23 protein-coding genes and 1 tRNA gene are annotated in these 26,469 nt (G+C 63.3%); 13 read left to right on the top strand and 11 right to left on the bottom strand.

The window, feature by feature from the left end:
• Positions 1–55 precede the first annotated feature (55 nt).
• Positions 56–1,249 (top strand): succinyl-diaminopimelate desuccinylase, encoded by a 1,194-nt coding sequence (dapE, locus tag MUU55_RS13345; protein WP_244761234.1) that lies wholly within the window; start codon positions 56–58, stop codon positions 1,247–1,249.
• A complete protein-coding gene (locus MUU55_RS13340) occupies positions 1,236–1,832 on the top strand; it encodes a hypothetical protein (protein ID WP_244761233.1) in 597 nt (198 codons plus the stop codon). The genes dapE and MUU55_RS13340 overlap by 14 nt, the downstream gene beginning before the upstream one ends.
• On the opposite strand, the gene truA is transcribed toward MUU55_RS13340, so the two are convergent.
• From truA to def, 3 genes are read right to left on the bottom strand one after another with little or no spacing between them, the layout of a single operon-like run.
• The gene (gene truA, locus MUU55_RS13335; RefSeq protein ID WP_244761232.1) at positions 1,829–2,572 is read right to left on the bottom strand and encodes a tRNA pseudouridine(38-40) synthase TruA; all 744 of its coding nucleotides are present in this window, start codon (positions 2,570–2,572) and stop codon (positions 1,829–1,831) included. The genes MUU55_RS13340 and truA overlap by 4 nt on opposite strands.
• On the bottom strand, positions 2,572–3,516 hold the full coding sequence (fmt, locus tag MUU55_RS13330) for a methionyl-tRNA formyltransferase (protein ID WP_244761231.1): 945 nt from the start codon (positions 3,514–3,516) through the stop codon (positions 2,572–2,574). Before fmt ends, truA begins: the two co-directional genes overlap by 1 nt.
• 35 nt (positions 3,517–3,551) lie before the next feature.
• On the bottom strand, positions 3,552–4,076 hold the full coding sequence (gene def / locus MUU55_RS13325) for a peptide deformylase (RefSeq protein ID WP_244761230.1): 525 nt from the start codon (positions 4,074–4,076) through the stop codon (positions 3,552–3,554).
• 122 nt (positions 4,077–4,198) lie between these two features.
• On the opposite strand from def, the gene MUU55_RS13320 reads away from it, so the two are divergent.
• The 3 genes from MUU55_RS13320 to MUU55_RS13310 all read left to right on the top strand — a co-directional run bounded on the left by MUU55_RS13320 (position 4,199) and on the right by MUU55_RS13310 (position 8,963).
• Positions 4,199–5,392 (top strand): DNA recombination protein RmuC, encoded by a 1,194-nt coding sequence (locus tag MUU55_RS13320; RefSeq protein ID WP_244761229.1) that lies wholly within the window; start codon positions 4,199–4,201, stop codon positions 5,390–5,392.
• Positions 5,393–5,435: 43 nt separating this feature from the next.
• Positions 5,436–6,338, top strand: a complete 903-nt coding sequence (locus MUU55_RS13315; protein WP_244761228.1) for a ribokinase — start codon at positions 5,436–5,438, stop codon at positions 6,336–6,338.
• A gap of 291 nt (positions 6,339–6,629) precedes the next feature.
• Positions 6,630–8,963, top strand: a complete 2,334-nt coding sequence (locus MUU55_RS13310) for a methyl-accepting chemotaxis protein (RefSeq protein WP_244761227.1) — start codon at positions 6,630–6,632, stop codon at positions 8,961–8,963.
• 170 nt (positions 8,964–9,133) lie between these two features.
• Here MUU55_RS13310 and MUU55_RS13305 read toward each other — a convergent pair whose 3' ends face one another.
• Positions 9,134–10,099 (bottom strand): EF-hand domain-containing protein, encoded by a 966-nt coding sequence (locus MUU55_RS13305; RefSeq protein ID WP_244761226.1) that lies wholly within the window; start codon positions 10,097–10,099, stop codon positions 9,134–9,136.
• A 134-nt stretch (positions 10,100–10,233) separates the two neighbouring features.
• Positions 10,234–10,929 carry a pyrimidine 5'-nucleotidase gene (locus tag MUU55_RS13300; protein WP_244761225.1) on the bottom strand — a complete coding sequence of 232 codons (696 nt, stop codon included), beginning with the start codon at positions 10,927–10,929 and terminating at the stop codon, positions 10,234–10,236.
• A 102-nt stretch (positions 10,930–11,031) separates the two neighbouring features.
• Between MUU55_RS13300 and MUU55_RS13295 the strand changes: the two genes are divergently transcribed.
• Positions 11,032–11,934, top strand: a complete 903-nt coding sequence (locus MUU55_RS13295; protein WP_244761224.1) for a DMT family transporter — start codon at positions 11,032–11,034, stop codon at positions 11,932–11,934.
• A 34-nt stretch (positions 11,935–11,968) separates the two neighbouring features.
• Here MUU55_RS13295 and argB read toward each other — a convergent pair whose 3' ends face one another.
• Entirely contained in the window at positions 11,969–12,856 is an 888-nt protein-coding gene (gene argB / locus MUU55_RS13290; RefSeq protein ID WP_244761223.1) for an acetylglutamate kinase, read from the bottom strand.
• Positions 12,857–12,981: 125 nt separating this feature from the next.
• Between argB and MUU55_RS13285 the strand changes: the two genes are divergently transcribed.
• The 3 genes from MUU55_RS13285 to MUU55_RS13275 all read left to right on the top strand — a co-directional run bounded on the left by MUU55_RS13285 (position 12,982) and on the right by MUU55_RS13275 (position 14,997).
• Positions 12,982–13,521 (top strand): sigma-70 family RNA polymerase sigma factor, encoded by a 540-nt coding sequence (locus MUU55_RS13285; protein WP_244761222.1) that lies wholly within the window; start codon positions 12,982–12,984, stop codon positions 13,519–13,521.
• Positions 13,518–14,252: an anti-sigma factor gene (locus MUU55_RS13280; protein WP_244761221.1), complete on the top strand. Its 735-nt coding sequence runs from the start codon at positions 13,518–13,520 to the stop codon at positions 14,250–14,252. The genes MUU55_RS13285 and MUU55_RS13280 overlap by 4 nt, the downstream gene beginning before the upstream one ends.
• Before the next feature lie 187 nt (positions 14,253–14,439).
• Positions 14,440–14,997 carry a fasciclin domain-containing protein gene (locus tag MUU55_RS13275; RefSeq protein WP_244761220.1) on the top strand — a complete coding sequence of 186 codons (558 nt, stop codon included), beginning with the start codon at positions 14,440–14,442 and terminating at the stop codon, positions 14,995–14,997.
• A 102-nt stretch (positions 14,998–15,099) separates the two neighbouring features.
• Here MUU55_RS13275 and yihA read toward each other — a convergent pair whose 3' ends face one another.
• The 5 genes from yihA to rpmH form a co-directional block, all read right to left on the bottom strand.
• The gene (gene yihA / locus MUU55_RS13270) at positions 15,100–15,753 is read right to left on the bottom strand and encodes a ribosome biogenesis GTP-binding protein YihA/YsxC (protein WP_244761219.1); all 654 of its coding nucleotides are present in this window, start codon (positions 15,751–15,753) and stop codon (positions 15,100–15,102) included.
• A 52-nt stretch (positions 15,754–15,805) separates the two neighbouring features.
• Positions 15,806–16,720 carry a DMT family transporter gene (locus MUU55_RS13265; protein ID WP_244761218.1) on the bottom strand — a complete coding sequence of 305 codons (915 nt, stop codon included), beginning with the start codon at positions 16,718–16,720 and terminating at the stop codon, positions 15,806–15,808.
• Between the two features lie 329 nt (positions 16,721–17,049).
• The gene (yidC, locus tag MUU55_RS13260) at positions 17,050–18,840 is read right to left on the bottom strand and encodes a membrane protein insertase YidC (RefSeq protein ID WP_244761217.1); all 1,791 of its coding nucleotides are present in this window, start codon (positions 18,838–18,840) and stop codon (positions 17,050–17,052) included.
• Complete coding sequence (rnpA, locus tag MUU55_RS13255) at positions 18,840–19,229, bottom strand: ribonuclease P protein component (protein WP_244761216.1); 390 nt, start codon at positions 19,227–19,229, stop codon at positions 18,840–18,842. Before rnpA ends, yidC begins: the two co-directional genes overlap by 1 nt.
• A gap of 33 nt (positions 19,230–19,262) precedes the next feature.
• The gene (gene rpmH, locus MUU55_RS13250; RefSeq protein ID WP_083242913.1) at positions 19,263–19,400 is read right to left on the bottom strand and encodes a 50S ribosomal protein L34; all 138 of its coding nucleotides are present in this window, start codon (positions 19,398–19,400) and stop codon (positions 19,263–19,265) included.
• Positions 19,401–19,825: 425 nt separating this feature from the next.
• Between rpmH and MUU55_RS13245 the strand changes: the two genes are divergently transcribed.
• From MUU55_RS13245 to MUU55_RS29315, 4 genes are all read left to right on the top strand, one after another.
• The gene (locus tag MUU55_RS13245) at positions 19,826–21,832 is read left to right on the top strand and encodes a methyl-accepting chemotaxis protein (protein WP_244761215.1); all 2,007 of its coding nucleotides are present in this window, start codon (positions 19,826–19,828) and stop codon (positions 21,830–21,832) included.
• Between the two features lie 183 nt (positions 21,833–22,015).
• On the top strand, positions 22,016–23,485 hold the full coding sequence (locus MUU55_RS13240; RefSeq protein ID WP_244761214.1) for a sensor histidine kinase: 1,470 nt from the start codon (positions 22,016–22,018) through the stop codon (positions 23,483–23,485).
• A gap of 137 nt (positions 23,486–23,622) precedes the next feature.
• Positions 23,623–23,699 (top strand) — tRNA-Arg (locus tag MUU55_RS13235).
• A gap of 472 nt (positions 23,700–24,171) precedes the next feature.
• On the top strand, positions 24,172–26,469 hold a 2,298-nt coding region (locus MUU55_RS29315), incomplete at its 3' end, for an autotransporter outer membrane beta-barrel domain-containing protein (protein ID WP_244761213.1).

Raw genomic sequence — 26,469 nt, 5'->3', positions numbered from 1 at the left:
CGGCCGGTCGCTACATCTCGATTCTTCCTGTTCTCATGCCGTGACCGCGTGCCTCATGACCTCTGCCGATCCGATCCAAAATCTCGCCACGCTCATCCGTTGCCCCTCCGTGACGCCAGCCGAAGGCGGCGCGCTGACCGCGCTTGCCGCCATGCTGGAGCCGCTCGGCTTCACGGTGGAGCGCATGGTCGCGACAGAACCCGGCATGCCGGATATCGAGAACCTCTATGCCCGCATCGGCACCGAGGGACCGCACCTGATGTTCGCCGGCCATACGGATGTCGTGCCGGTCGGCGATGCGGCCGCCTGGACGCATGACCCGTTCGGCGCCGAGATCGCCAATGGCGAGATGTACGGCCGTGGCGCCGTCGACATGAAGGGCGGCATCGCCTGCTTCGTCGCCGCCGTCGCCCGCCATATTGAAAAACACGGACCGCCGAAGGGCTCGGTCTCCTTCCTCATCACCGGCGACGAGGAAGGTCCTGCCGTCAACGGCACGATCAAGCTCCTGCAATGGGCCGCCGAACGCGGCGAGCGTTGGGACGCCTGCCTCGTCGGCGAGCCGACCAATCCCGACCAGCTCGGCGACATGATCAAGATCGGCCGGCGCGGCTCCGTCTCCGGCACGATCACCGTGCAGGGCGTGCAGGGCCATGCCGCCTATCCGCATCTGGCCGACAATGCCGTGCGCGGCGTCGTCGCTCTGACGGACGCCCTGATGTATCCGCCCTTCGATGCGGGCACGGAGAGCTTCCAGCCGTCGAACCTCGAAGTCACGACCATCGACGTCGGCAACCGCGCGACCAATGTCGTGCCGGGCAAGGCGACGGCGAGCTTCAACATCCGCTTCAACGACACCTGGACGGCCGAGACCGTGATGGGTGAGATCGTGCGCCGGCTCGATACCGCGGCCGCCGACGAGAAGATGCGTCCCGGCCGCGCGCCGCTTTCCTACGACATCACCTGGGCCGAGCGCCCGAGCCATGTCTTCCTGACGCGCAACAACAGCCTGATCGCCTCGATGTCCGGCGCCGTTGAAGCCGTCACCGGCCGCGCGCCGAAACTGTCCACGACGGGCGGCACGTCGGATGCGCGCTTCATCAAGGACTATTGCCCGGTGCTGGAATTCGGCCTCGTCGGCCAGACCATGCATATGGTGGACGAGCGTGTCGCTGTCGCCGATCTGGAAACGCTGACCGTGATCTATGAGACCTTCCTCCAGCGCTGGTTCGGCGATGCCCGGACTTGATGAAGTCCTTTACTATCTGACTGGCGTCCTGCTGCTTTTGAAACAGAAGCAGGAGGGGTTCGGCTGGCTGGATCTGACGATGCGCGGCTTTGCCCGCTCGTTCTGGGCGGTCGTCTGGTGCCTGCCCGCCTTCGCGGTCATCTGGGCCTCGTGGCGGCTCTATTACCTCGCCGGCATGCCGGCGGAGACGGCTGCGGGTGCCAATTTCTTCGTGAAGCTCGCTTTCATCGATCTCGTCGGCTGGCTGCTGCCGCTGGTGTTGCTGGCCGTGCTCGCCCGCCCCCTGGGCTACGGCAAGTATCTCGCGACCGTCGTGACGGCAAGCAACTGGATTGCCGTGCCCTTCGCCTATGCTGCGGCCGTACCCTTCGCATTGACGCTGGTCCTGCCGGCCAGCGCGCCCTTTGCCGGCCTGCTGCTCTATGTGGTCTTCGGCGCAAGCGTCGTGCTGCAATTCCGGCTGGTCTGGATGTGCGTCGGCAAGCAGACGCTGCTGGCCGCGGCCATCACGGCGATCTTCGTGCTGCCACCGATGATCGCTGGGCAGGAATTGCAGGGTCTGCTCGGCACGCTGCCGGCTTAGTAATCCACAGCCATGAAGTAGAGCCCATCCGGCGGCGCTACGGGGCCGCAGGCCTTGCGGTCGCGCGCTTCGAGTGCCGTGCGCACATCGTCCGCCGTCCATTTGCCTTCGCCGGCCAGTTTCAGTGTGCCGGCAAAGGAGCGGATCTGGTTGTGCAGGAAACTCTGGGCCGAGACGCGCATCTCGATCAGATCGCCGCTGCGCGTCACCTCCAGCCGGTCGATGGTGCGGATCGGGCTGTTCGCCTGGCACTGCGCGGCGCGAAAGGTCGTGAAGTCGTGCCGACCGACCAACATCTGCCCGGCTTCATGCATCGCCTCGTGGTCGAGCTCTTTCGCGACGAACCAGGCGCGGTTCGCTTCCAACGCCAGCGGCGCCTTGCGGGAGATGATGCGATAGAGATAGTGCCGCTTCTTTGCGGAAAACCGCGCGTCGAAATCATCGGGCACTTCCGCCGCATCGAGAATGGCGACGCGCTCGCCCGCCATGCCGAGATGGGCGTTCAGCGCGTTGCGCAGCGTGTGTTCCTTCCAGTCGCGGGAAAGATCAGCATGGGCGACCTGTCCCATGGCATGCACGCCGGAATCCGTGCGCCCCGCGCCGCGGATCGAAACGGTCTCGCCCGTCAGCGACAGGATTGCCGCCTCGATGGCGCCCTGCACGGAGGGACCGTTGTCCTGCCGCTGCCAGCCGACATAGGGCGTGCCGTCATATTCGATGCGCAGGCGATAGCGCGGCATCAGGCGAGGACCTGACCGGCCGCGACCGGCGTGCCGCGCAGGAAGTCGCCGGCATCGAGCGGCTTGCCGCCGGCCTTCTGCAAGCGCACGAGCCGTACCGTGCCGCCATCGCCGCAGGCGACGGTCAGATGGTCGTCGACCACTGTGCCGGCCGGCTTGGCGGTCGTTTCAGCGGCAAGCGCGCTTGCCAGAACCTTCACGCGTTCCGGCTTGCCGGCAATCGGCAGCTCGAACCAGGCACCGGGGAAGGGCGAGAGGCCGCGGATATGGTTGTGCACGTCCCTGGCCGAACGGGAGAAATCGATGCGCGTCTCGGCCTTGTCGATCTTGGCGGCATAGACGACGCCGTCGTCGGCCTGCGGCGTTAGCGGCAGGTCACCGGCCTCGAGCTTGCCCATGGCTTCCGCCATCAGCTTTCCGCCCGCCTGCATCAGCTTGTCGTGCAGCTCGCCCGCCGTCATCGTATCGGTGATGGCGATACGGCTGGTCATCGCGACGGGACCGGTGTCGAGCCCTTTGTCCATCTTCATGACCATCATGCCGGTTTCGGCATCGCCGGCCATGATCGCCCGCTGGATGGGAGCAGCGCCGCGCCAGCGCGGCAGGAGAGAGGCATGGCCGTTGTAGCAGCCGAGGCGCGTGCCCGAGAGGATCGCCTCCGGCAAGAGTAGCCCATAGGCGACGACGACGGCGACATCGGCATCCAGTGCGCGAAACGCTTCGCGGTCGGCCTCTTCGCGGAAATTGACGGGCGTGCGGACGGGAATGCCGAGCAGTTCGGCGGCTTGATGCACCGGCGATTTCACCAGTTCCAGGCCGCGCCTGCCGGCGGGGCGGGGTGGCTGCGAATAGACGGCGACGATCTCGTGGCCGGCTTGCTTCAGGGCCGCTAGCGTCGGAACGGAAAAGTCCGGCGTGCCCATGAAGATGATGCGAAGGGCCATAGGTCAGCCTCCGTTCTATAAAAGGCGAAAGTGCCTTAGAGCGCCTTGCTGCCGCGCATCTTCGCCGCCTTGGTGAATTTGCGGATCACCATTTCGCGCTTCAGCTTGGAAATATGGTCGATGAACAGAACGCCGTTCAGGTGGTCGATCTCGTGCTGGAGGCAGGTCGCGAGCAGGCCGTCGGCTTCCGTCAGCTGCTCCTTGCCATCGCGGTCGAGATGCTTGACGGTGATGCCGGCGGGGCGCTCGACCTCGGCATAATAATCCGGGATCGACAGGCAGCCTTCCTCATAGACCGAACGTGCATCCGTGGAGGCGACGATTTCCGGGTTGATGAAGACGAGCGGCTGCTTGTCCTCGCCATCCTTCGACACGTCGAGCACGAGCATGCGGCGCGCGACACCGATCTGGATCGCGGCAAGGCCGATGCCGGGGGCATCGTACATGGTTTCCAGCATGTCGTCGGCGAGCTTCTTCACCTCGCTGTCGATGGTCTCGATTGTGCTCGAAATCTGGCGAAGGATCGGATCGGGAAGGATAATCAGCGGCTTGATGGTCATGCGCCTCCTTAGCGCGGTTTTTTTGCGCTTTCAATCGGCTTGGCTGCTCCAGCGCGGCCGATGCTTTGAATTTGTTCACGTTATGATCTGGTTTCCGCGCCAAGCCATGGTATGGTCGCCGCATGATTGATCCTTCCTTCGATAGTCTCGTCGCCTCTCTGCTCGCACGGCTCGGTGGTCCCGGCCCGGTGCTGGCGCTGCTTGCGGCCTTGCTTCTCGGCATTTTCGGCCTGCTGTCGGCGCGCCGCAGCCAGGCGCGCCAGCGCGCAGAGGCCGCGATGGCGGAGCTGCGGTTCACCGAGCTTCTGAAGGCGCAGACGGAAATGCAAGGGCGTGTCGCCGCCATGGCCGAGGTCTTCGGCGCCAAGCAGTCGGAGACCAATCAGGCGATCAACACGCGGCTCGACGGGCTGACCCAGCGCCTCGGCCAGTCGATCTCCGAACAGACCCGCGCGACGCATGAGAATCTGCGCCGCCTGCAGGAGCGTCTTGCCGTCATCGACACGGCCCAGACCAACATCCAATCGCTGGCGAAGGATGTCGTCGGTTTGCAGGCCATTCTCTCCAACAAGCAGACGCGCGGCGCCTTCGGCCAGTCGCGCATGGAGACCATCATCGCCGACGCCCTGCCGTCGGGCGCCTACCAGTTCCAGGCGCAGCTTTCCAACGGCGTTCGCCCCGACTGCACCATCCGCATGCCGAACGGCCAGCCGCCGCTCGTCGTCGATGCGAAATTTCCGTTGGAAGCCTGGAACGCCATGTCGGACGGGCGTTCGCCGGAGGCGGCCAAGGTTGCCGCCCAGCAGTTTCGCCGTGATATGGAAATCCATATCCGCGATATCGCCGAAAAATATCTGCTGACCGGCGAGACGCAGGACACCGCCTTCCTCTTCGTGCCCTCTGAATCGATCTTCGCCAGCATCCACGAGAATTTCGAGGCTGTGGTGCAGAAGGCGCACCGCGCCCGCATCGTCATCGTCTCGCCCTCGCTGCTGATGCTCTCCGTGCAGGTGCTGCAGGCGCTGCTGAAGGATCAGCGCATGCGCGAGCAGGCCCACGTCATCCAGGGCGAGGTCGTCAGGCTGATGGACGATTTGACGCGGCTCGACGACCGGGTGCGCAAGCTGCACGGTCATTTCACCTCGGCACAGAAGGATGTGGATCTGATTCTCACGTCGACGGAGAAGCTTGCGCGTCGCGGCGCACGCATCGGCGAGCTGGAATTCGAGGCGATTTCAGTGCCTTCTCCACAGGCGGAAACAACAGTTGAAAGCCGGTCGGGCCAGTTGCGCCTGAGGATAGTTGACGAAGACTGACCGCCTCGGGCAGTGTCCGGCGGAAACAACAGGGGCAACGCTCATGATCACCGTCTTCGGCTCCATCAACATGGACCTCATCGCCACGCCAGAACGCCTGCCGAAGCCCGGTGAAACCGTCATGGGCACCAGCTTCACCACCGCTGCCGGCGGCAAGGGCGCCAACCAGGCGCTCGCCGCCCGTCGTGCCGGCTCGATGGTGCGCATGGCCGGCGCCGTCGGCGACGACCGCCTCGGCAGTCAGGCACTCGCGCTGCTCGCCGATGCCGCCGTCGATCTCAACGGTGTGCGTTATGCCGCCGATGCCACCGGAACGGCCCATATTCTTGTCGCTGAAGATGATGGCGAGAACGTCATCGTCGTGGTGCCCGGTGCCAACGGTACGGTGACCGAAGACGATGCCAGGCGCACCGTTGGTGGCATGACGCGCAGCGACTACCTGATGCTCCAGTTCGAAATCCCGCACACCTCCATCGAGGCGGCCCTTGTCGCCGCCAAGCAGAAGGGCGTCACCTCGATCGTCAACATCGCCCCCTTCGGCGCGGAAGCCCGCCGCCTCGGCGCCATGGCCGATATCCTTGTCGCCAACGAGACCGAATTCGATCTGTATGTCGGCAATGGAGAATTGTCGGACGAGGCGCGCGAGGCGACCCTGCGCGCGTTGCACGCCGAAAGCAGCCAGACGATCATCGTGACGCTCGGTGCAGATGGTGTCATCGCCATCCGCAAGGGGGAGATTTTCCGCGCCGCCGGCCTCGCCATCGAGCCGGTCGATACGGTGGGGGCGGGCGATACGTTCTGCGGCTATCTTGCCGCGTCGCTCGACGCCGGCCTTGCTTTCAAGGATGCGTTGCGTCGCGCCTCCGTCGCAGGATCGCTCGCCTGCCTCAAGCCCGGTGCTCAGCCCTCGATCCCGTTTGCCGCAACCGTCGATGCAAAGATCTAGAAGCGTTACACAACTGTTACGGCAGTAGAATTTCGCAGATGGAAAATCAGGTGTCGCATGCGCTGCGACGCCTGATAATTCAATCGCTTGAGCCATTTCGTGGCGTTAGCGCTTGGTTATTTATTAATATTTTATCGGTTACTGAAGTCTTCAGACACCGCACCTTGAAGGGAGCGGGCCGTCTCTGGCGCTGGTCCTGCGCCCCGCCCTCCATGATGGAGATCCCCAAGCCCAAGTGCATGTGCTTCTTCGCGGCCGTCCGCCGCGGACGTCTATCATCGTGAGGATTTCATGTTCAAGTTCAAGGCCAAGTCGCTTGCGACGAAGCTCATCGCCGTCACCGGCGGCACGATCGCCCTGGTGATGCTCGCCTCCAACACCGTTCTCATCAGTCAGACCCAGAGCCGCGTGTCCGATCTCGTCTATGCGCAGGCCGATACCGAGGCGAAGGCGATCGCATCCGACATCGCCGCCGATATCGGCGCGCTCGCGGGGGCGGCCCGCGCCATGGGGGGCGTGATCGAGCAGGGCCACGCGGCCGGCTTCCTGGAACGCAAGGACGTCGTCGCCATCCTCAAGGCCAACACCGAAAAGAACAGCTTCGCGCTCGGCAGCTGGTTCGCCGAGGAGCCGAACGCCTTCGACGGCAAGTCGCGCGAGACCGCGGAGCAGCTGGAGACGGGCACGTTCAAGGACGGCTCGTTCAACCCCTACTGGACGAAGCGCAAGGACGGCTCGATCACGCTGTCGACCTTCGAATCCGACTACAAGGCCGATTGGTACGGCCTCGCTGCCAAGAGCGGCAAGGGTGCCATGAGCCAGCCCTATCAGGAAACATCCACCGGCGACGGCCTGACGATGGCCTCCATCGCCTATCCGGTTAATGTGAACGGCAAGATGATCGGCGTCACCGGCGTCGACGTGTCGCTGAAGACCCTCTACGAGAAGCTCAGCCAGCTGAAGCCTTTCGGTGAAGGCCGCGTCATGCTGGTTTCCCAGGGCGCCAAGTGGATCGTCGCGCCGACGGTCGAGCTGCTGATGAAGGAGTATGACGGCGAAGGCAACGAGGTCGTCAAGGATTCGCTGGCAACCGGCAAGGTCGGCCATATCGCCAACCTCACCTTCGGCGAACTCGCGTCCTTCGACCGCGTTGTCTATCCGTTCGCGCTGCCTGACATCAACACGACCTGGGCGGTCATTGTCGACGTGCCGCGCGCCGCGATCAACGCGCCGGTGCAGGATCAGACCTTTATGATGATCATCGGCGGCCTGATCGTTCTCGGCGCCGTGCTCGCGGGCCTCTACTTTGCCGTACGCGCCTTCGTTCAGAAGCCGCTTGCTGGGCTGGTTGCCGACGTCGCAACGCTGAGCAACGGCGTCTATACCCAGCCGATCGCCGGTCAGGATCGCTCGGACGAGACGGGTTCGGTTGCCAAGGCACTGGAAGGCTTCCGCCACCAGCTGGCCGACACCAAGCGCCTCGAAGCCGAAGCCAACAGCCAGCGCCAGCTGACGGAGGCCGAGCGTGGCCGTTCGGAAGCCGAGCGTGCCGAGTCGAGCGCCTTGCAGCGCGACATCGTCGCCCGCCTTGGCGATGGCCTCGCGCAGCTTTCCTCCGGCAACCTGACGTTCCGCCTTTCCGGAGATTTCCCCGGCGAGTACGGCAAGCTCAAGACCGACTTCAACTCGGCCATCGCCAGCCTCGAGGAGACGATCCAGACGGTCAACGCGTCGGTCGGCAATATCGGCGGCGGCACCGGCGAAATCTCCAAGGGCGCGGCCGATCTTTCGCACCGCACCGAGCAGCAGGCCGCAAGCCTGGAAGAAACCGCCGCGGCGCTCGACGAGCTGACCTCACAGGTCAATTCCAGCGCCGACAACGCCCGCGTCGCCGCAAAGTCCGTCGAGACGGCCAGCAACGACGCCAGCAAGTCGGGCGAGGTCGTGCAGAAGGCGATCGCCGCCATGCACGGCATCGAACACTCGTCGCGCGAAATCTCCAACATCATCGGGGTGATCGACGATATCGCCTTCCAGACCAACCTGCTGGCGCTCAATGCCGGCGTCGAAGCGGCGCGCGCCGGTGAGGCGGGCAAGGGGTTTGCGGTTGTCGCGCAGGAAGTGCGGGAGCTTGCCCAGCGTTCGGCCAATGCGGCCAAGGAGATCAAGACGCTGATCAACACCTCCGAGGTGCAGGTCCGCGATGGTGTCGATCTCGTCGGCAAGGCCGGATATGCGCTGGAAAACATCGCCGAACAGGTCATCCAGATCAATGGTCTGATCCGCCAGATCTCGTCGTCGGCTTCCGAGCAGGCCGTCGGCCTCAAGGAGATCAATTCGGCGGTCAACCAGATGGACCAGGTGACGCAGCAGAACGCCGCGATGGTGGAGGAGACCACAGCCGCCTCCATGGCACTGAACGACGAGGCCCAGACGCTGAAGTCGCTGGTTTCCCGCTTCCGCGCCGGCGCTGCCGCCATGGCCGCGCACCAGCCCGTGCAGCAGGCCAGCCGCCCGCAGGCTGTGTCGCGCAGCAGCTATCAGGCCCCGCGCCAGGCCGCCCGTTCCATCCCGCAGGTCGCCGGCAACACGGCACTCGCACAGGATGAGTGGGAAGAATTCTGAGCCGTGGCATTAATGAACGAAAAGGCCGGCGGAGACGCCGGCCTTTTTTGTTGGCGATGCATTCTGACCGGTAGCCGATGCAGCTTCGGCCGAACCGTACTCTTGCTGAAAAAAGACGCCCCGGTTTCAAAGCCGGGGCGTTCCAGTTGGACGTGCTCTGCCAGGAATGGTCACCGGTTGTGGCGTTTGCCGATTTCGTCCTGTGTGAGGAAGCCGTCGCCGTTGCGGTCGCGCTGTTTGAACAGCGTGGCGGCGGCGGTCTCCATTTCGGCCTTGGTCAGCGTGCCGTTCTTGTCGGCGTCAGCGCGCTCGAACATACGGGCGCCCATGCGGTCCATACGGGCTTCGCCAAGCGCTTCACGAGCGGCCTTGCGGGCTTCGTCGTCGGTCGACTTCACCTCGCGGAACGCCTTGCGGGCATCGCGGAAAGCGTCCCGTCTGGCATCGACTTCCGCCTTGGAAACCTCGCCGTTCTTGTCGGTATCGAAGCGCTCGAAGGTCTTGTTGGCCTGAGCCAGCATTTCGGCCTGCGAGACCTTGCCGTCGCCATCGGCATCGAGGCGCTTCAGCATGCGTTCGGCGCGCTCTTCGCCACCCTTGCTGTGGCCCTTTCCGGGATGGCCCTTGCCCTTCACCGCGCCGGCATCCGCCGTATCGAGGGCGCCGTCCTTGTTGCTGTCACGGCGCGCGAAGATTGTGTCCGCCGCGGCGAGCACTTCGGCTTGCGAGAGCGAGCCATTCTTGTCCGTATCGGTCCGGCTGAACATCTTGCCCATGCCGGGCAGCATGAAGGGGCCGGCGGCATGAAGTGCCTGGAGGGCCTTGTCCTTGTCGGCGTCAGCAGCATCGCGAACGGCCTTGCGGGCCTCCTTGAAGGTCGCGTGACGCGCCTTGATCTCGTCCTTCGTCACCTGGCCATTGCCATCGGCATCGAAGGCCTTGAAGGCGGCGGAGACATTGGCCTTGAACTCGTCGAGCGAGACCTTGCCGTCGTTGTTGGTATCGAGGCGCTCGATCATCGCGGCATGGCGCGGATGGTGTTTGCCTTCGCCCTTGGCGGCGAAAGCGGGTGCCGCAGCACCGGAGAGAAGAAGGCCGGCGGCGACGGCGCCGAGAAGAAGTTCCTTTTTAGCCATGGTCGTTCCTTTCATCCATCATGTCCCTTGAAAGACAGGATAGAGGGAACGCCGGCTGGGGCCAGTTACAAATTGGTAATTCAACCCTTTGGTCGAAAAGGGTTTTTTACGTGTCCGGAATGTGTCGGGCTTAATTAGAGAAGCGCGTTGAGGAAGGCCGTGAGGTTGGAGGTCGCATAGTCGATATGCTGGTCTCCGTCGGTCCGCTTTTCCCAGGCATCGACGAATTCGTGGTTGTCGTCCTGCGGCACGAGTAGCACGGTTTTCATGCCGAGCGTCTTCGGCACGACGAGGTTGCGCGGCAGGTCCTCGAACATGACGGCGTGGCGGGTATCGACCCGGTGCAAAGCCATGAACTTGTCATAGGTCGCGCCTGCCGGCTTCGGCACATATTCGGCCGCCACGATATCGAAGACATCGTCGAAATGGTGGAAGATGCCGAGCGCCTTCGCTGCCATTTCGGCGTGTTTCACACTGCCATTGGTGAAGATGAACTTGCGACCGGGCAGCGCCTGGATCGCCTCGCCGAGCGGCAGATCTGGCGACAGCACGCCGTAATTGATGGCATGCGCCTTTTCCAGGAAGTCGGCCGGATCGATCTTGTGGTGGATCATCAGGCCGTTCAGCGTCGTGCCGTGATCGTAATAATATTGCTTCTGAAGCGCGCGTGCATCCTCGCGCGACAGGCCGAGCAGAGCCGAGACGTAACCCGTCATGTTCTGGTCGATCTGGGCGAAAAGATCGACGTGGTGCGGATACAGCGTGTTGTCGAGGTCGAAAACCCAGTCACGCACGGCGGAAAAATCGGCTTTGTTCGGAAGATCGCTCATAGGGCGTCTTATGGCACGGAGGATCGTCGAGGAAAACGGAATTTTCGCGGTCGGGCCATGCAGATGATGGATTTGCGGCAACCTGCATGCTAGCGGCAAGGCATGGAACTCTGGATCCCCATCACCATCGCCGCCGCCTTCCTGCAGAACCTGCGCTCGGCCTTGCAAAAACACCTTCAGGGCAAGCTCGGCACGCGCGGCGCGAGCTTCGTGCGCTTCGGCTACGGCTTTCCACTGGCGATCCTCTATGCCGTCGTGCTGCACTGGGGTGTGGGGCTTGCTTTTCCGACGCTCAACTGGAGCTTTGCCTTCTGGGCTGTGATCGGCGGTCTGGCGCAGATTTTCGCGACCATGCTGCTGGTCTATCTTTTCTCGCTCCGCAACTTCGCCGTCGGCACGGCCTATTCCAAGACCGAGCCGGTGCAGGCGGCGATCTTCGGTTTCGTGCTGCTTGGCGAGCGCATCACTTTCGGCGCCGTCATCGCCATCGTCGTCGGCGTCATCGGGGTGATGCTGATCTCGATTGCCCGCGCGCCGCTCTCCTGGCGCAACACGTTTGCGGCGCTGACCAGCCGCACCGCGCTGATCGGTATCGCCTCGGGCGCGGTCTTCGGTGTCTCGGCCGTCGCCTATCGCAGCGCGTCCCTGTCGCTCGACGGTCCCGGTCCGATCATGAACGCGGCCGTGACGCTCGCCTGCGTCACCACCTTCCAGACGGCCTTCATGCTGGTCTGGATGCTGTGGAAGGACAAACAAGAGATCGTGCAGGTGCTGCGGAGCTGGCGTTCGTCGGCGCTGGTGGGCATTGCCGGGGTGCTGGGCTCTGCCTGCTGGTTTACCGCGATGAGCCTGCAGCAGGTCGCTTATGTGCGCGCGCTCGGCCAGATCGAGCTCGTCTTCACCTTCATGGCCTCCTACTTCCTGTTCCACGAGCGGGTGAACCGCACGGAAGTGGTGGGATGCCTGCTGATCGTCTGCGGCATCCTCGGCCTGCTCTTCTGGTAGGACACCGGCGGCGCAGGGCCGCCGGCAGAGCGTATCAGGGCACGATCAGCGTGCCGGCGCCGTGCTCTGTGAAGATTTCGAGCAGCACGGAATGGGCGGTCTTGCCGTTCAGGATGACGACGCCCTGCACGCCGGCCTTGATGGCGTCGATGCAGGTCTCGACCTTCGGGATCATGCCGCCGGAAATCGTGCCGTCCTTGATGAGTTCGCGGGCCTCTCCGACCGACAATTCCTTGATGAGCTGGCCGTTCTTGTCGAGCACGCCGGGAACGTCGGTCAGGAACAGCAGGCGCGTGGCGTTCAGCGCACCTGCAATGGCTCCGGCGAAGGTGTCGGCATTGATGTTGTAGGTATGACCGTCGCGGCCGGGTGCGACGGGGGCGATGACCGGGATCATCTCGGACTTGGCGAGCAGGTCGATCAGCGTGCGGTCGACTTCCACCACCTCGCCGACGAAACCGAGATCGAGGATACGTTCGATATTGCTGTCGGGATCGACGACGGTCTTCTTGGCCTTCTCGGCGAAGACCATGTTGCCGTCCTTGCCGCACAGGCCGATCGCCCATTCGCCGGTCTGGTTGATGAGGGCGACGATCTCCTTGTTGATGGAGCCGGCGAGCACCATCTCGACGATCTCGACCGTCTTCTGGTCGGTGACGCGCAAGCCGCCTTCGAACTTCGATTCGATGCCCATCTTCGTCAGCATTGCGCCGATCTGCGGGCCGCCGCCATGCACGACGATCGGGTTGACGCCCGACTGCTTGAGAAGCGCGATATCGCTGGCGAAAGCCTTGCCCAGTTCCGGATTGCCCATGGCGTGGCCACCGTATTTCACCACGATGGTCTTGTTCTCGTAGCGCTGCATATAGGGCAGGGCCTGGGCGAGAAGGCGGGCTTGGGTTTCGCTTTCGGATAGGGACATGGCGGCCTCGTCGGATTGGATGGGCGCCTGTTTAACGCATGTTTTGTGACGATGGAATGATCCGCCGGCCACATTGCTGCGTAGGGCGTGAAAAAGGCTTTGCCCCAAGCAAACGGGAGCCGCATGTGGTCGGCAGCGACATATCCTATCTGATTGGCCGTGTGTCCCTGAAGGACCGCAAGGCGTTCGCCGTGCTCTATGAAAAAAGCGCGTCGAAACTTTTCGGCATCTGTCTCCGTATTCTGCGGGATAGAAGCGAGGCGGAAGAGGCATTGCAGGACGTCTATGTGAAAATCTGGCAGCGCGCCGACCGCTATGTGGAAAGCGAGACCAACCCGATGGCATGGCTTGCGGCGATTGCGCGAAATCAGGCGATCGATCTCGTCAGGGCGCGAAGACCGGTGGCATCGGATATCGATGCAGCCTATGATATCGCCGACCCGCTCATGACGCCGGAGGAGGCGGTCGTGCTCAGGTCGGAGGGCCGCCGGATCGATGGTTGCATGGAAACGCTGGAGCCCGACCGGGCATTGGCGGTTCGGCGTGCCTATATAGAGGGTCTGAGCTATGAAGAGCTTGCCGAAATCCACGGCGTGCCCTTGAACACGATGCGAACCTGGCTTCGTCGAAGCCTGCTGAAACTGAGAGAGTGCATGAGCCGATGACGGCGCCCGACAAAGAGATGAGAGACCCCCGCCGCGACGAGGTGATCGCCGGCGAATATGTGCTCGGGGTGCTTTCGGCCGAAGACCGCCGCAACGTAGAGGCGCGGCTTGCGAAGGACCGCCAGTTTGCCGCCATGGTGAACCGCTGGGAAGAAAACCTCTCGACCTTCAACGACGATTACGAGGCGCTGCAACCGCCGCCGCGCGCCTATTCCGCCATCGAGCAGCGTATCCTGGGTGCTGCGCCGCCAGATGCGGCCTTCTCCGGCAAGGTGGCCGGCGGGTTCTGGAATTCGCTGGCGTTGTGGCGCTCGCTCGCCCTTGCCTCGCTGGTGACGTCCATCGGCCTTGCGCTGTCGATGAGCACGCTGTTGGCGCCGCGCCCGATGAGCGGTGGCCGGCTGGTGGCGGATCTCGCAGGCGAGAACGCGACGATTAATCTCGTTGCCCGCTACGACGAGGCCAATGGCGCGCTGCGCATCACGCCCGTCGCGGCCGGCAAGGAGAAGGAAAAGTCGCTCGAGCTGTGGCTCGTCGAGGACGGCAAGTCGCCGGTCTCGCTCGGCGTGCTGCCGCAGACCGGCGAGGGAGAGCTGGCCGTGCCCGCCGTCATGCGTGGCCGTTTGGTGCAGGGCGCCGTGCTGGCCGTCAGCGTCGAGCCCTTCGGTGGGTCGCCGACGGGCGCCGTGACCGGCCCCGTCATTGCCTCAGGCGCTGCCCGCTTCGACTGACGGGATATAGCCTCCCCCAAAGCCGCGCCTTGCGCGGCTTTTTTGTTTTGAAACCAGACATTTCCAAAAAAGATCGCCCGGTCTGAAACTCTTTTTCCGAAACGCCCGTTGCTCACAAGGATCGCCTGATGGGCATCGCAATCGGGAGGACCCGCATTCCGCGGGCCGAAAAGAAGGACCACCCACCATGATCCGTTTCACGCTCCGCACCGCCGCCATTGCTTCGGTCCTCGCACTCGGCACCTTTGCCGCCCATGCCGAGAACCCGATGGTCGGCGGTGCGCCGATGTTCGCGGAAAAGAACATCGTCGAAAACGCCGTCAATTCGAAGGATCACACGACGCTGGTCGCCGCCGTGAAGGCCGCCGGCCTCGTCGAAACGCTGTCCGGCAAGGGTCCGTTCACGGTCTTCGCGCCGACCAACGAAGCCTTCGAGGCGTTGCCGGCCGGTACGGTCGATACGCTGCTTAAGCCGGAAAACAAGGACCAGCTCACCAAGGTACTGACCTGCCATGTCGTGGCGGCCGATGCGATGTCGGATGCGATCGGCAAGATGATCAAGGACGATGGCGGTGCGCATCCGGTCAAGACGGTCGGCGGCTGCATGCTGACGGCCAAGATGGACGGCGACAAGATTACCCTGACCGACGAAACGGGCGGTGTCGCGACCGTGACGATCGCCGACGTCAAGCAGTCGAATGGCGTCATTCACGTCATCGACAAGGTTCTGCTGCCGAAGGCCTGAGCCTCAAGGTCCCGCGCTTAACGGACCCACGCGGGATAACCAGTCCTTTGCCAGCCCTGGCCGCCGGTCTTCCGGCGGCCTTTTTCATGCGTATGGCCCTTCTTAACGCTCAATGGCGGTCAGGATGGCGTTGCGCAATTCGTCGAGGCCGCGGCCCTTTTCCGAGGATGTCGAGAGCACTTCCGGGAAGGCAGCCGGCCGCTTGACGATCTTCAGCCGGGTTTCCTCGATGAGGCGCGGTACGCCGGCATCCTTGATCTTGTCGGTCTTGGTCAGCACGACCTGATAGGAGACTGCGGCCTTGTCGAGCAGGGTCAAGACCTCCTCGTCGTTCTTCTTGATGCCGTGGCGGCTGTCGATCAGCACATAGACGCGCTTCAGCGTGGAGCGGCCGCGCAGATAGTCGAAGACCAGTTTGGTCCAGGCATCGACATGCTCCTTCGGCGCCTGGGCATAGCCGTAGCCCGGCATATCGACCAGCGCCATCGGTGGCATGTCACCTTCCTCGCCGGAAAAGCCGTCGGGCACGAAATAGTTGAGCTCCTGGGTGCGGCCGGGCGTGTTGGAGGTGCGCGCCAGCCCCTTGTGGCCGACCAGCGCATTGATCAGCGACGACTTGCCGACATTCGAGCGGCCGGCAAAGGCGATCTCCGGCGGGCCCTCCGGCGGCAGGAATTTCATGGCCGGCACACCGCGGATGAAGATCCACGGCCTGCCGAACAGCGGCTTGTCGCCCGGTATGGTCGTCTCGGTCATTGCTTCGGCCTTTGTTGTCAGGGCCCCGGCTTCCGGGTTTTGACCGCGAAAGTCAAGCGCGGCGCTGTCGCCAGAGCTCGACGCCGAGATAGCAGATGAGAGCGGTCAGCACGATGATACCGCCGACGACCGTGTAGGTGCTCGGGATTTCGCCATGGATGAGCGCCACCCAGAAGGGTGCCAATACCGTCTCGGACGTGCCGAGCAGAGCGGCGAGCGCCGAGGGGATGAGCCGGGCGCCGGTGACGAAGAGGGCGAGGCCGAGACCGAAATTCAGCGCGCCGAAGACGACGAGGATGCCAAGCTCGCTCGTCGTGATGGCGAAGCCGGAGGCCTGGCTTGCTGCGGTCGCGCCGGCGATGACCGTGCCGAGGAAGACGGCGGGCGTCATGCGCACATGGGCGAAGCGGCGGGTGATGATCGTCGCGGTGGCAAAGGCGAAGGCGATGAGGAGGGCGAGCGCATCGCCGATCATCGAGGTGCCGCCGCCAAGCGATTCCGACACCATGATGGCGACGCCGCCGATGACAGCGGCAATGGCGATCCAGGTGTGCGTGGCAACCGTCTCGCGAAACAGCATCCAGGCCATCAGCGCCGCGATCAGCGGCACGCCCGCCTGGATCAGCATGACATTGGCGACGGTCGTATAGGCGAGCGCCAGGATGAAGGAGGTGGAGGCGGTGGCAAAACAGATGCCGACGGCAATGCCCGCAAGCCCCATGCCCCTGAAGAGTTGCACGGTGCCGCGCGGCCCGTCGCGCAGCAGCATGAAGCCGAGCAGGAACAGCGCGGCGAAGAGCGAGCGCCAGAACACGACCGTCCAGCCGTCCTCGATATGCAGGAAACGCGCCAGCGTGCCGCCGAAGCTCCAGGCAACGGCCGCGCCCAGCACCAAGGCCGCGCCAAAACCCTGGCCGCGGCTTTCCGGGAGGGTGGGGGTGACCGGAAGGGTAGGGGCGGAGGACATGGGCGCTCACAGAAAAGGGGTTGTCGCGAGCATGACAGGGATGCGCCCGCACCGCTTCCATGCCAGCGACGAGGCGATGTCGCAAGCGGGCTTGGCGGATAGATCGAGGGAGAAGCAGGGCGACGTTCGACAGTCGGAAGCTCGCCTCCGTCATGGTCGGGCCTGACCCGACCATTCGCGCCACAGGCACGCCATGAAGATAGATCCGCAGGAGGAGTCAGAGGGGGCGAGAGGTGTGTGGTGTGCGGCTGCGTTAGGGGCGGCCAAAGGAAAGCCCAAAAACAAAACCCCGGCGCTGGGCCGGGGTTCGTGTCTCAATCCTGAAATCGTCAGGACGATGGTTTGGGCTTCTTGGCGAACAATCCCTTGAGATTGTCGAAGAGCTCGATCTTGACACCCTGGCGCTTCATGATGATCGCCTGCTGGATGATCGAGAGCGTGTTGTTCCAGGCCCAGTAGATCACGAGGCCGGCCGGGAAGGTCGCCAGCATGAAGGTGAAGATCAGCGGCATCCAGGTGAAGATCATCGCCTGGGTCGGATCCGGCGGCGTCGGGTTCATGCGCATCTGCAAGAACATGGTGACACCCATGATGAGCGGCCAGACGCCGATCATCAGGAAGTGCGGCACGTCGTAGGGCAGAAGACCGAAGAGATTGAACAGCGACGTCGGATCGGGCGCGGACAGGTCGTGAATCCAACCGAAGAACGGGGCATGGCGCATTTCGATGGTGACGTAGATCACCTTGTAGAGCGCGAAGAACACCGGGATCTGCAGAAGGATAGGCCAGCAGCCCGCGAGCGGATTGATCTTCTCTTCCTTGTAGAGCTGCATCATCGCCTGCTGCAGCGCCATGCGGTCGTCGCCGTGCTTGGCCTTCAGCTCCTCCATCTTCGGCTGCATCTTCTTCATGTTCGCCATGGAAGCGTACTGCTTGTTGGCGAGCGGGAAGAACAGGGCCTTGACGATGATCGTGGTGATCAGGATCGCGACGCCGAAATTGCCGAAATAGCGGTAGATGAAGTCCATCAGCTGGAACATCGGCTTGGTGAAGAACCAGAACCAGCCCCAGTCGATCATCAGGTCGAACTGCGGGATCGCATAGGATGTCTTGTACTGGTCGATGACGGGCACTTCCTTGGCGCCGCCGAAGAACAGGTTCTTGACGTCGGCCTTCTGGCCAGGTGCGATGGTGATCGCATCCTGGCGGTAGTCCGCCTGGTAGCGCGGGCGGCCGTCGGTGAAGTACGAGAAGCGTGTCTCGTAGGGGGTGGCCTGGGGCGGCACGAGCGCAGTCGCCCAGTACTTGTCGGTGATGCCCAGCCAGCCGCCGGTCGCCTTGCCGGGCGCGACGGTCGTGTCCTCCTCGGTGGCCGAGTACTTCACTTCGTGCAGGCCGAGATCGCCGAGCACGCCGATGAAGCCTTCGTGCAGCACGTAGACCGAGGGATCCTTCGGCTTGAAGAAGCGCGTCGCACGGCCATAGGGCGACAGTGCAACGGCCGTGTCCGTTGGGTTCTCGATGCTGTCGGCGACAGTGAACATGTAATGCTCGTCGACCGAGATGGTTCGGACGAAGACGATGCCCTTCTCGTTGGTGAAGGTAAGCGTCACGGGGCTTGTCTGCGTCAGCTTGCCGGTGCCCGTCTGCGTCCAGACGGTCTGCGGACCGGGAACCGTGCCGGTCGCATCGCCGCCGACATAGCCGATTTCGGCGAAGTAGCCGTGTTCGGTCTCGGCGGGGCTGAGCAGCGTGATGATCGGGCTCGTCTTGTCGACGGTCTCGTGGAATTCCTTGAGCCTCAGGTCGTCGAAGCGCGCGCCGGTGAGATTGATCGAACCGGAAAGCGAGGGCGTGTCGATCTCGATGCGGGCAGACCGGGCGAGCGCGGCTTCGCGCGTCTCCATCGTCGTGGTTGTCGCCGCGCCGCCGGGCAGGGTGCCGTTCACGGTCGTCGCGGTGCCGTCAGCGGCCGTCGTCTGCTGCGTCTGGGCGGCCTGCTGCGCTTCGAGCGCGGCGCGGTCTTTTTCCAGCTTGGGGTTCACATAAAGGAACTGCCACGCGACGAGGATCAGCACGGACAATGCGATCGCCACGAAATAATTGCGGTTTTTTTCCATCACTCTTTCCCGGGAGCAGCAGGGCGCTGCTGCTTCTGTTTCTGCCGCGCCGCGATCCGATCCTTCAGACCGGCCTGCAAAGATTTGAAGGACGCACCGAGCACGTCCCGTCTGGCGACAACCACATAGTCGTGTCCGGGCTCCATTGCAAACCCGGCCGATAGCCGCACCGCCTCTTTCAGGCGTCGGCGCATGCGATTGCGTTCCACGGCGTTGCCGTGCTTCTTGGTAACGGTGAAGCCGACGCGGGGCTGTTCGTCCGGCATCTGCCGGTCGCGCACTTCGAGAAGGAACAGTGGTCCCTTGCGCTTCTCGCCCTCACGCACAAAAAGAAACTGCGGACGGCTTTTCAGCCGTCCGACAGCAGATTGTCTAACTTTTTTCGTCATATGCCCGTCGCCTCTGTTCGGGCACAAACGGCCTTAGGCCGAGAGGCTTGCGCGGCCGCGTGCACGGCGTGCGGACAGGACCTTGCGGCCGCCCTTGGTTGCCATGCGGGCACGGAAGCCGTGACGACGCTTGCGAACAAGCTTGGAGGGTTGGTAGGTACGCTTCGTCATTTATTTAATACCGCGGTGTGCGGCCCTTCTTGGGTTTTGCTTTACGCAATCAGCGTTGAAAGTCCGACATAGGCTTGCCCTCGCGGGAAGCCAGGCTGTCCGGACGTGCGCGGCTTATAAGGGCAAAGGCGGCCAGAAGTCAATTGCGGCTTTGACGTGGGGCCGACTGTCACACTCGTTAAGGCCGCAGCCATCTGCGGTTGCGTAGCTCCTTCGCTTTGTCGCTTGTGGCTAACGTAGCGTCAGGCCTTATTCTTGATTTTCCTCAATATTTTTCGCGGCCGCAGTGTGAGCAGAGCCTTAAATGCCGTGTGTCAGGGTGGTTGTATCAAAATCTAATTAACCTTTAGCGTTTACCGTTATTTCCATGGGGGATAGCGGCCAGCCCGTTTTCCCGGTGGTTGCTTGTGCCTTTGGAGTGTGACGTGAAGATACGCGGCAAGATTTACCTCATCGTGGGCGTGATGGGTTTCATTTCCGTCCTGATCGGCGCCATCGCCGTTCATGTGGTTTCGGAATACAGTGAGAAGCTGCATCAGTACGAAAATGCCGCGGACCGCGCGTTCCTCGGTGAACATCTGAACCGCCAGGTCACTGCCGTCGTCATGGAAGCCCGCGGCGTCTATGCCGCCAAGGACACCGACGGCGCCAAGAAATTTGCCGAAGGTATTTCCAAGGAGCTCGACGGCATCGACGCGACGCTCAAGCAGTGGCAGCCGATCGTTCCTGAAGCTCAGAAGGCCGCCTTCGACGCCGTGGTTTCGCGCGCCGCCGAATTCCGCACCTTCCGCATGGAAACGGCGCGCCTCGGCACGACGGAATCCATTGCTGCCGCCAACGAGCAGGGTAACAACGAGCTGAACCGCGCCAACCGCAAGGCCTTCCAGCAGGAAATCGACGCCGTCGTGAAGACGGACTATGAGAATCTGGCCTCGATCAAGGCAGATGTCGCGGCCTTCGAGACCTTTATGCTGACGTTGGTTCTCGGCACGGTCGGTGCCGGCCTCGTGCTCGGCGGCGGCATCGCCTTCTATATCGCGACCAACGAACTCAGCCGCCCGATCCAGAAGGTTACCGACACGATGAACCGCCTTGCCGGCGGCGATCTCGAGACGGAAGTGCCCTATGCCGGTCGCCAGGACGAGATTGGCGAAATGGCCGCTGCCGTTGCCGTGTTCCGCCAGAACGCCATCACCGTTCGCGATCTCAATGCCCAGGAGCAGGTTCTGCGCGAAAAGAGCGCGGATCTCCAGTCCTCCATCGCGACGGTCGTGCATGCGGCTGCTGCCGGCGACTTCTCCTCGCGCATCAACAAGGACTATCACAACGAGGACCTCAACCGCTTTGCCCGCTCCGTCAACGAGCTGGTCGCCGGCGTCGAAGAGGGCATTGCCGAAACCCGCCGCGTGATCGGCTCGCTGGCAGACGGCGACCTGACGCAGACCATGAACGGTTCGTTCCGTGGCGCCTTCGCCGAGCTTCAGCAGAACGTCAACGCGACGCTTGCCACGCTCCAGCGCACCATGCGCGAAGTGCGCGGCTCGACGGATGCCATCAATGCCAACTCCGGCGAGCTGCGCAGCGCCTCGGATGACTTGTCCAAGCGCACCGAGCAGCAGGCCGCGGCGCTGGAGGAAACCTCCGCCGCGCTGGAAGAGATCACCGCCGCCGTCAAGAATTCGACGGAGCGGGCCAACGAGGCGACCTCGATGGTCGGCGAGGCGACGCAGAGCGCAAAGCAGTCGGGCGCCATCGTGCGCAACGCCATCGACGCCATGGGGCGCATCGAGCAGGCTTCCAGCGAGATCAGCCAGATCATCTCCGTCATCGACGAGATCGCCTTCCAGACCAACCTTCTCGCGCTGAATGCCGGCGTGGAAGCCGCCCGTGCGGGCGAAGCTGGCAAGGGCTTCGCGGTCGTCGCACAGGAAGTGCGTGAACTCGCCCAGCGCGCCGCCAGCGCCGCCAAGGATATCAAGGGCCTGATCACCAAGTCGGGCAGCGAAGTGGCCGTCGGCGTGAAATATGTGCAGGAGACGGGTTCGGCGCTCTCCGACATCGAAACCCGCGTCGTCACCATCAACGACCGCATCCATGCGATCGCCACTGCCGCCCGCGAACAGGCGACCGGCCTGCAGGAAATCAGCACCGCCATCAACCAGATGGACCAGGTGACGCAGCACAATGCCGCGATGGTCGAGGAAACCTCGGCTGCCACGCACAAGCTGAAGGGCGAGGCCGACAGCCTTGCCGATCTCGTCGCCCGGTTCCGCACCGGGGATGCCGCGCAGTATGTGGCGCCCGCCCGCGCCGAAAGCCGCCCGGTCGAATCGCCAGCCCGCCGCATGATGGGCAATGTCGCCCGTGCCTTCGGTGGCAACCGTGCCGTGGCGACGGCCGCCGTCGCCCAGGACAATTGGGAAGAGTTCTGATCCTTTCAGGGATCGCAAGAATGAAAACGCGGCGGTGGCGACACCGCCGCGTTTTGCATTTCGAACCGGCGTTGGAAAAATCGCCGCAATCTCTTATAATTACCGCATTGCAAGGCGGGTGGAGCGGGATGTGCTTCCCGCCCCCTGCCATTGGCCGAGCACTGTGCCGCCGGGAGTTGAGAGATGATGGACAGAGACGCATCCGCGTCCTTGACCGAGACGCCGGTGCCGGCGGCCGGATATCTGTCCGGACTGTCGGGTAGGCTATTGCTGCTCACCGCCGCCTTCGTGATGATCGCGGAGGTGCTGATCTTCGCCCCTTCGGTTGCCAATATGCGCCTGCAATGGCTGCGCGACCGCCTGAACACGGCGGCGGCCGCCAGCGTCGTCATAGAGGGGCTGCCGGATCAGGAACTGCCGCGCTCCGTGCAGCAGGAAACGCTGATGGCGACGGGCGCCAAGGCAATCGTGCTGAAGAAGGCCGATGCCTCGCGCATGGTGGCAGCGCTCGACATGCCGCCGAGCATCGACGCGCAGTTCGACCTGTCCGATGTCTCGCTGCCGACGGCGATCTACGACGCTTTCGACACGCTGCTGTTCGGCGGCAAGCGCGTCATCCGGGTCTATGGCCCGGTCGGCGAGACGAGCACGCGCATCGAACTCCTGCTCGACGAGCAGAAACTGCGCCGCGCCATGCTCACCTATGCCCGCAATGTCTTCGTCCTCTCGATGATCATCTCCATCGTCACCGCAAGCCCGATCTTCTTCGCGCTCAACCGCCTGCTGATTCGGCCGGTGCGCCGGATGACGGAAAATATTCAGGCCTTCACCGCCGATCCCGCCAATCCGGCGCGCGTGCTGGTGCCCTCGGGCGGGCGCGACGAGATCGCCGTCGCCGGCATCCATCTGGCCGCCATGCAGCAGACGCTGCAGCGCACGCTGAAGGAACAGAAGAACCTTGCCGATCTCGGGCTGGCCGTGTCGAAGATCAACCACGACATGCGCAATATCCTGGCTTCGGCACAGCTGATGTCCGACCGCCTCTCCGACGTGGACGATCCGGTGGTCAAGCGCGTGGCGCCGAAACTGCTGCGCAGCATCGACCGGGCGGTGGGCTATACCAACGAAGTGCTCTCCTATGGCCGCATGCGCGAGCCGGAGCCACGCCGCCGCTTCGTGGCGCTGCGTCCCCTCGTGCAGGAGGTGTCGGAGGTTCTGGCGCTCGATGCGCGCGGTGATATCGATTTCGTGGTGCAGATCGAGCACGCCCTGGAGGTCGATGCCGACGGCGAGCAACTCTTCCGCGTCATCCACAATCTCTGCCGCAACGCCGTGGAGGCACTGGCGCAGGATCTCGGCGACGAACGCCGCGCCGTCATGGTGACAGGCCTGCGCACCGGCGCGGTCGTGTCCATCGCCATCGACGACAACGGCCCCGGCATGCCCGCCAAGGCGCGCGAAAACCTCTTCGCCGCCTTCCGCGGCTCGGTGCGCTCCGGCGGCACCGGATTGGGGCTCGCCATTGCCCGCGAACTCGTGCTCGCCCATGGCGGCACGATCGCGCTCGTCGAAAAGGCGACCCCCGGCACGCTCTTCCGCATCGAGCTGCCCGACCGCCCCGTCCCCCTCGACGCCTTCCGTCACCGCGCCTGATTTCTCAGGCGCTTGCCGGCCGGATATGACGGGACGGTGAAAAAAGTACATTTTTTCTGAGAAAGACGCTTGCAATAACCCGGAGTACCCTTTAGTGAACCGCCTCACAGACGGGCACCAAACGCCCCGCTGTCAGCGCACCCGTAGCTCAGCTGGATAGAGCACCAGACTACGAATCTGGGGGTCAGGAGTTCGAATCTCTTCGGGTGCGCCATTCTTTTCAATAAGATCCTGTAGCTACTTCGTTTTGCGGCGGCGTGTTCGTTTTTCCCGAACTTGCGCCGGCAGGAGATTGGCCTCGCATATGCCGGGCGATATGTAACTCGGCAGCACCCCCATTTCTGCGAAAAATCCCGGCTGGCGCATATCTCCCGTGGCGGGCCGCGCATTGATCCTGCCATTGCGGGCAAAATTCCAATGCCGTCGCCGTTGTCGGTAGCGACAGCCGCCAGCTCTTCAACCTGCTCGGTGGCATACGTCTGTTCGCCTACCATCCGCTGGTTGCGTAAAATGGCCGCTCTTCAGTCGTCGTTAACGAATTGCCAACCATAATGGGATGCTTGGCTGCCAAGAGCCTGCCGACCGCATGAGGCGTCTCGACCGGATTTGTTTCGAAGACACGCACGTAGCGTCTGAAGTATCAGCGTAACGACAGCATACGGTGCACCAGCCTGTTGGGGCATTCTGTGAAGAAGAACAAGCGCTCATTCAATCGTCGCCCGATCGTCATGCGGCTGCTTTCGAGTGTCGCACTCATCCCCCATGTCCTGACGATAACGCTGCAGATGGAACGTTCGGCGATGGCCGGCAGCTGCACGGTGGGTGCAGTATCCGTTTGCTCGGGTGCGGCCTCGGGCGCCGATGTCATGCCTTTCTTCGACGAGAGCGGGCCGCTCACGATCACGACGGATCCAGGCTTCGGGTTGAGCATCACGAACGGCGACTACGGAATGTCCATTTCCGCAGACGGCGGCCTCTCCTTCACGGATGGCTATGCATCCACGATCGAGACGAACGGCGATTACGGCATTTACATCGAAAATGATATCAGCGGGAACCTCAACCTCGTGTCGACCGGGTCCGTGACCTCGACAGGTGCCGACGGCGACGGCATCCGTGCCTACAACTACGGAGAGGATACTGACATCCAGGTGCATGACGCACAGGGCGAAAACAACGGCATCAACATCATTCACTACGGCACCGGCGCCATCAAAATCGTTGCGACGGGGACCGTCACGGGTTTCGGGACAGCCGGCATCTTCGCCGAGGGGGGCTCCGGGACCAGCCTGACAGTCGAAGCGGTTGATACGGAAGGGCCGGTCCAGGGCATCTTTGCCAGAAACAACACCACGGGCGTGCTCGACATCACATCGACCGGTTTGGCACGCGGGACAGACGGAGACGGGATTCGCGCCGACAATTATGGCACCGATATCCGCGTCACGGCCGCAGACACCCATGGTCAGGACATTGGCATCATTGCGCAGAATTGGGGCACCGGCTCGCTTCAGATCGATTCGACCGGCAGTGCAACCGGTGACGATGCCGATGGAATTTACGTCTACAGCGTCGCGTCGAGCACGGACGCGACGATAAATGCGGTTGATGCTACCGGCGGATCGTCCGGCATTTTCGTTCTCAATCTGGGGAGCGGATCAACGACGATCAACGCCACCGGGACAATCATAGGCTCGGACAGCAACGGCGCCAGCATTCGGACAGGGAGCGACGGCACGACTGTCGATGCGACGTTCAACAACGTGCAGGGCGGCGACAACGGCATCAAGATCGACCATCAGAGCCTTGCCGGCGCATCCTCGAATGCGGCAGCGATTTCGGTCACGGGCCACATTCTTGGCGGCACCGGCTATGGTATCCGGACGGAGACGCTTGCCGGCGTGCTGACGACCATCGACGTCGAGGCCGGCGCCTTGGTCGAGTCGACCGCCGGCAATGGCATCGCCAACGGCGATGGCGATAGCGATGTCACGGTCGCCGACGGTGCAACGGTCAATGGGCGTATTGATCTGGGGCTGGGCAGCGACACGCTTTCCCTGCGAGGCGGCCTCTCCGGCACGACCGTCCTCGATGGCGGTGGTGGCGGGATCGATAAACTGAATGTCTACGGCGCCGTGGATGAGACCCGCGCGACCAGCGACATTGCCAACTGGAGTGTGGTCAATCTCGACGACAGCGACCTGACCCTCACCGGCGGCACGATGACCGTCGGAACGGCGGGCGACATGACGACCGGCATCTTCCTGACCGGCGGCTCGGTCCTCGATGGGAGCAACGACAACTTCTCCCTCTTCGGCAATCTTTCACTGGCGGCGGGCACGCGGTTTCTTGCATCCGGCAATGGCAGCGGGACGAGCAGCGTTAGCGGCAATCTGGTCAATGCCGGAACCATCTCTGCGGTGGGTGGCGGTGCGGGCGATACCGTGACGATTGCTGGTGACTATTCCGGGAACGACGGGATCGTCGAGCTTGAAACGACCCTCGGCGGCGACACATCGGCAACCGACCGGCTGGATATCCAGGGCGATACATCAGGCACATCGACATTGCGCGTGACCAATGTCGGCGGCGTGGGGGCAGCAACGAGCGAGGGCATCGAGCTCATCGCCGTCGGCGGTGTCTCGAACGGGACCTTCATCCTTGATGGCGACTACGAGATCAGTGGCGTATCGGTGGTGGTCGCTGGCGCCTATTCCTATCGGCTGTTCAAGGGCAACCGGACCGGCACAGAGACTGACAACTGGTATCTTCGCTCCGAGCTCACCGATCCCACGGATCCCGAGGACCCGACCGACCCGACCGATCCAGAGGACCCGACCGACCCGGAGGATCCTACTGACCCAACGGACCCCGAGGATCCGACTGACCCGACCGATCCCGAGGACCCGACTGACCCGACCGATCCCGAGGACCCGACTGACCCGACCGATCCCGAGGACCCGACTGACCCGACCGATCCCGAG

The organism is Shinella curvata (assembly GCF_022899935.1).
Lineage (GTDB): Bacteria > Pseudomonadota > Alphaproteobacteria > Rhizobiales > Rhizobiaceae > Shinella > Shinella curvata.
This window is presented reverse-complemented; position numbering and strand designations above follow the sequence as displayed.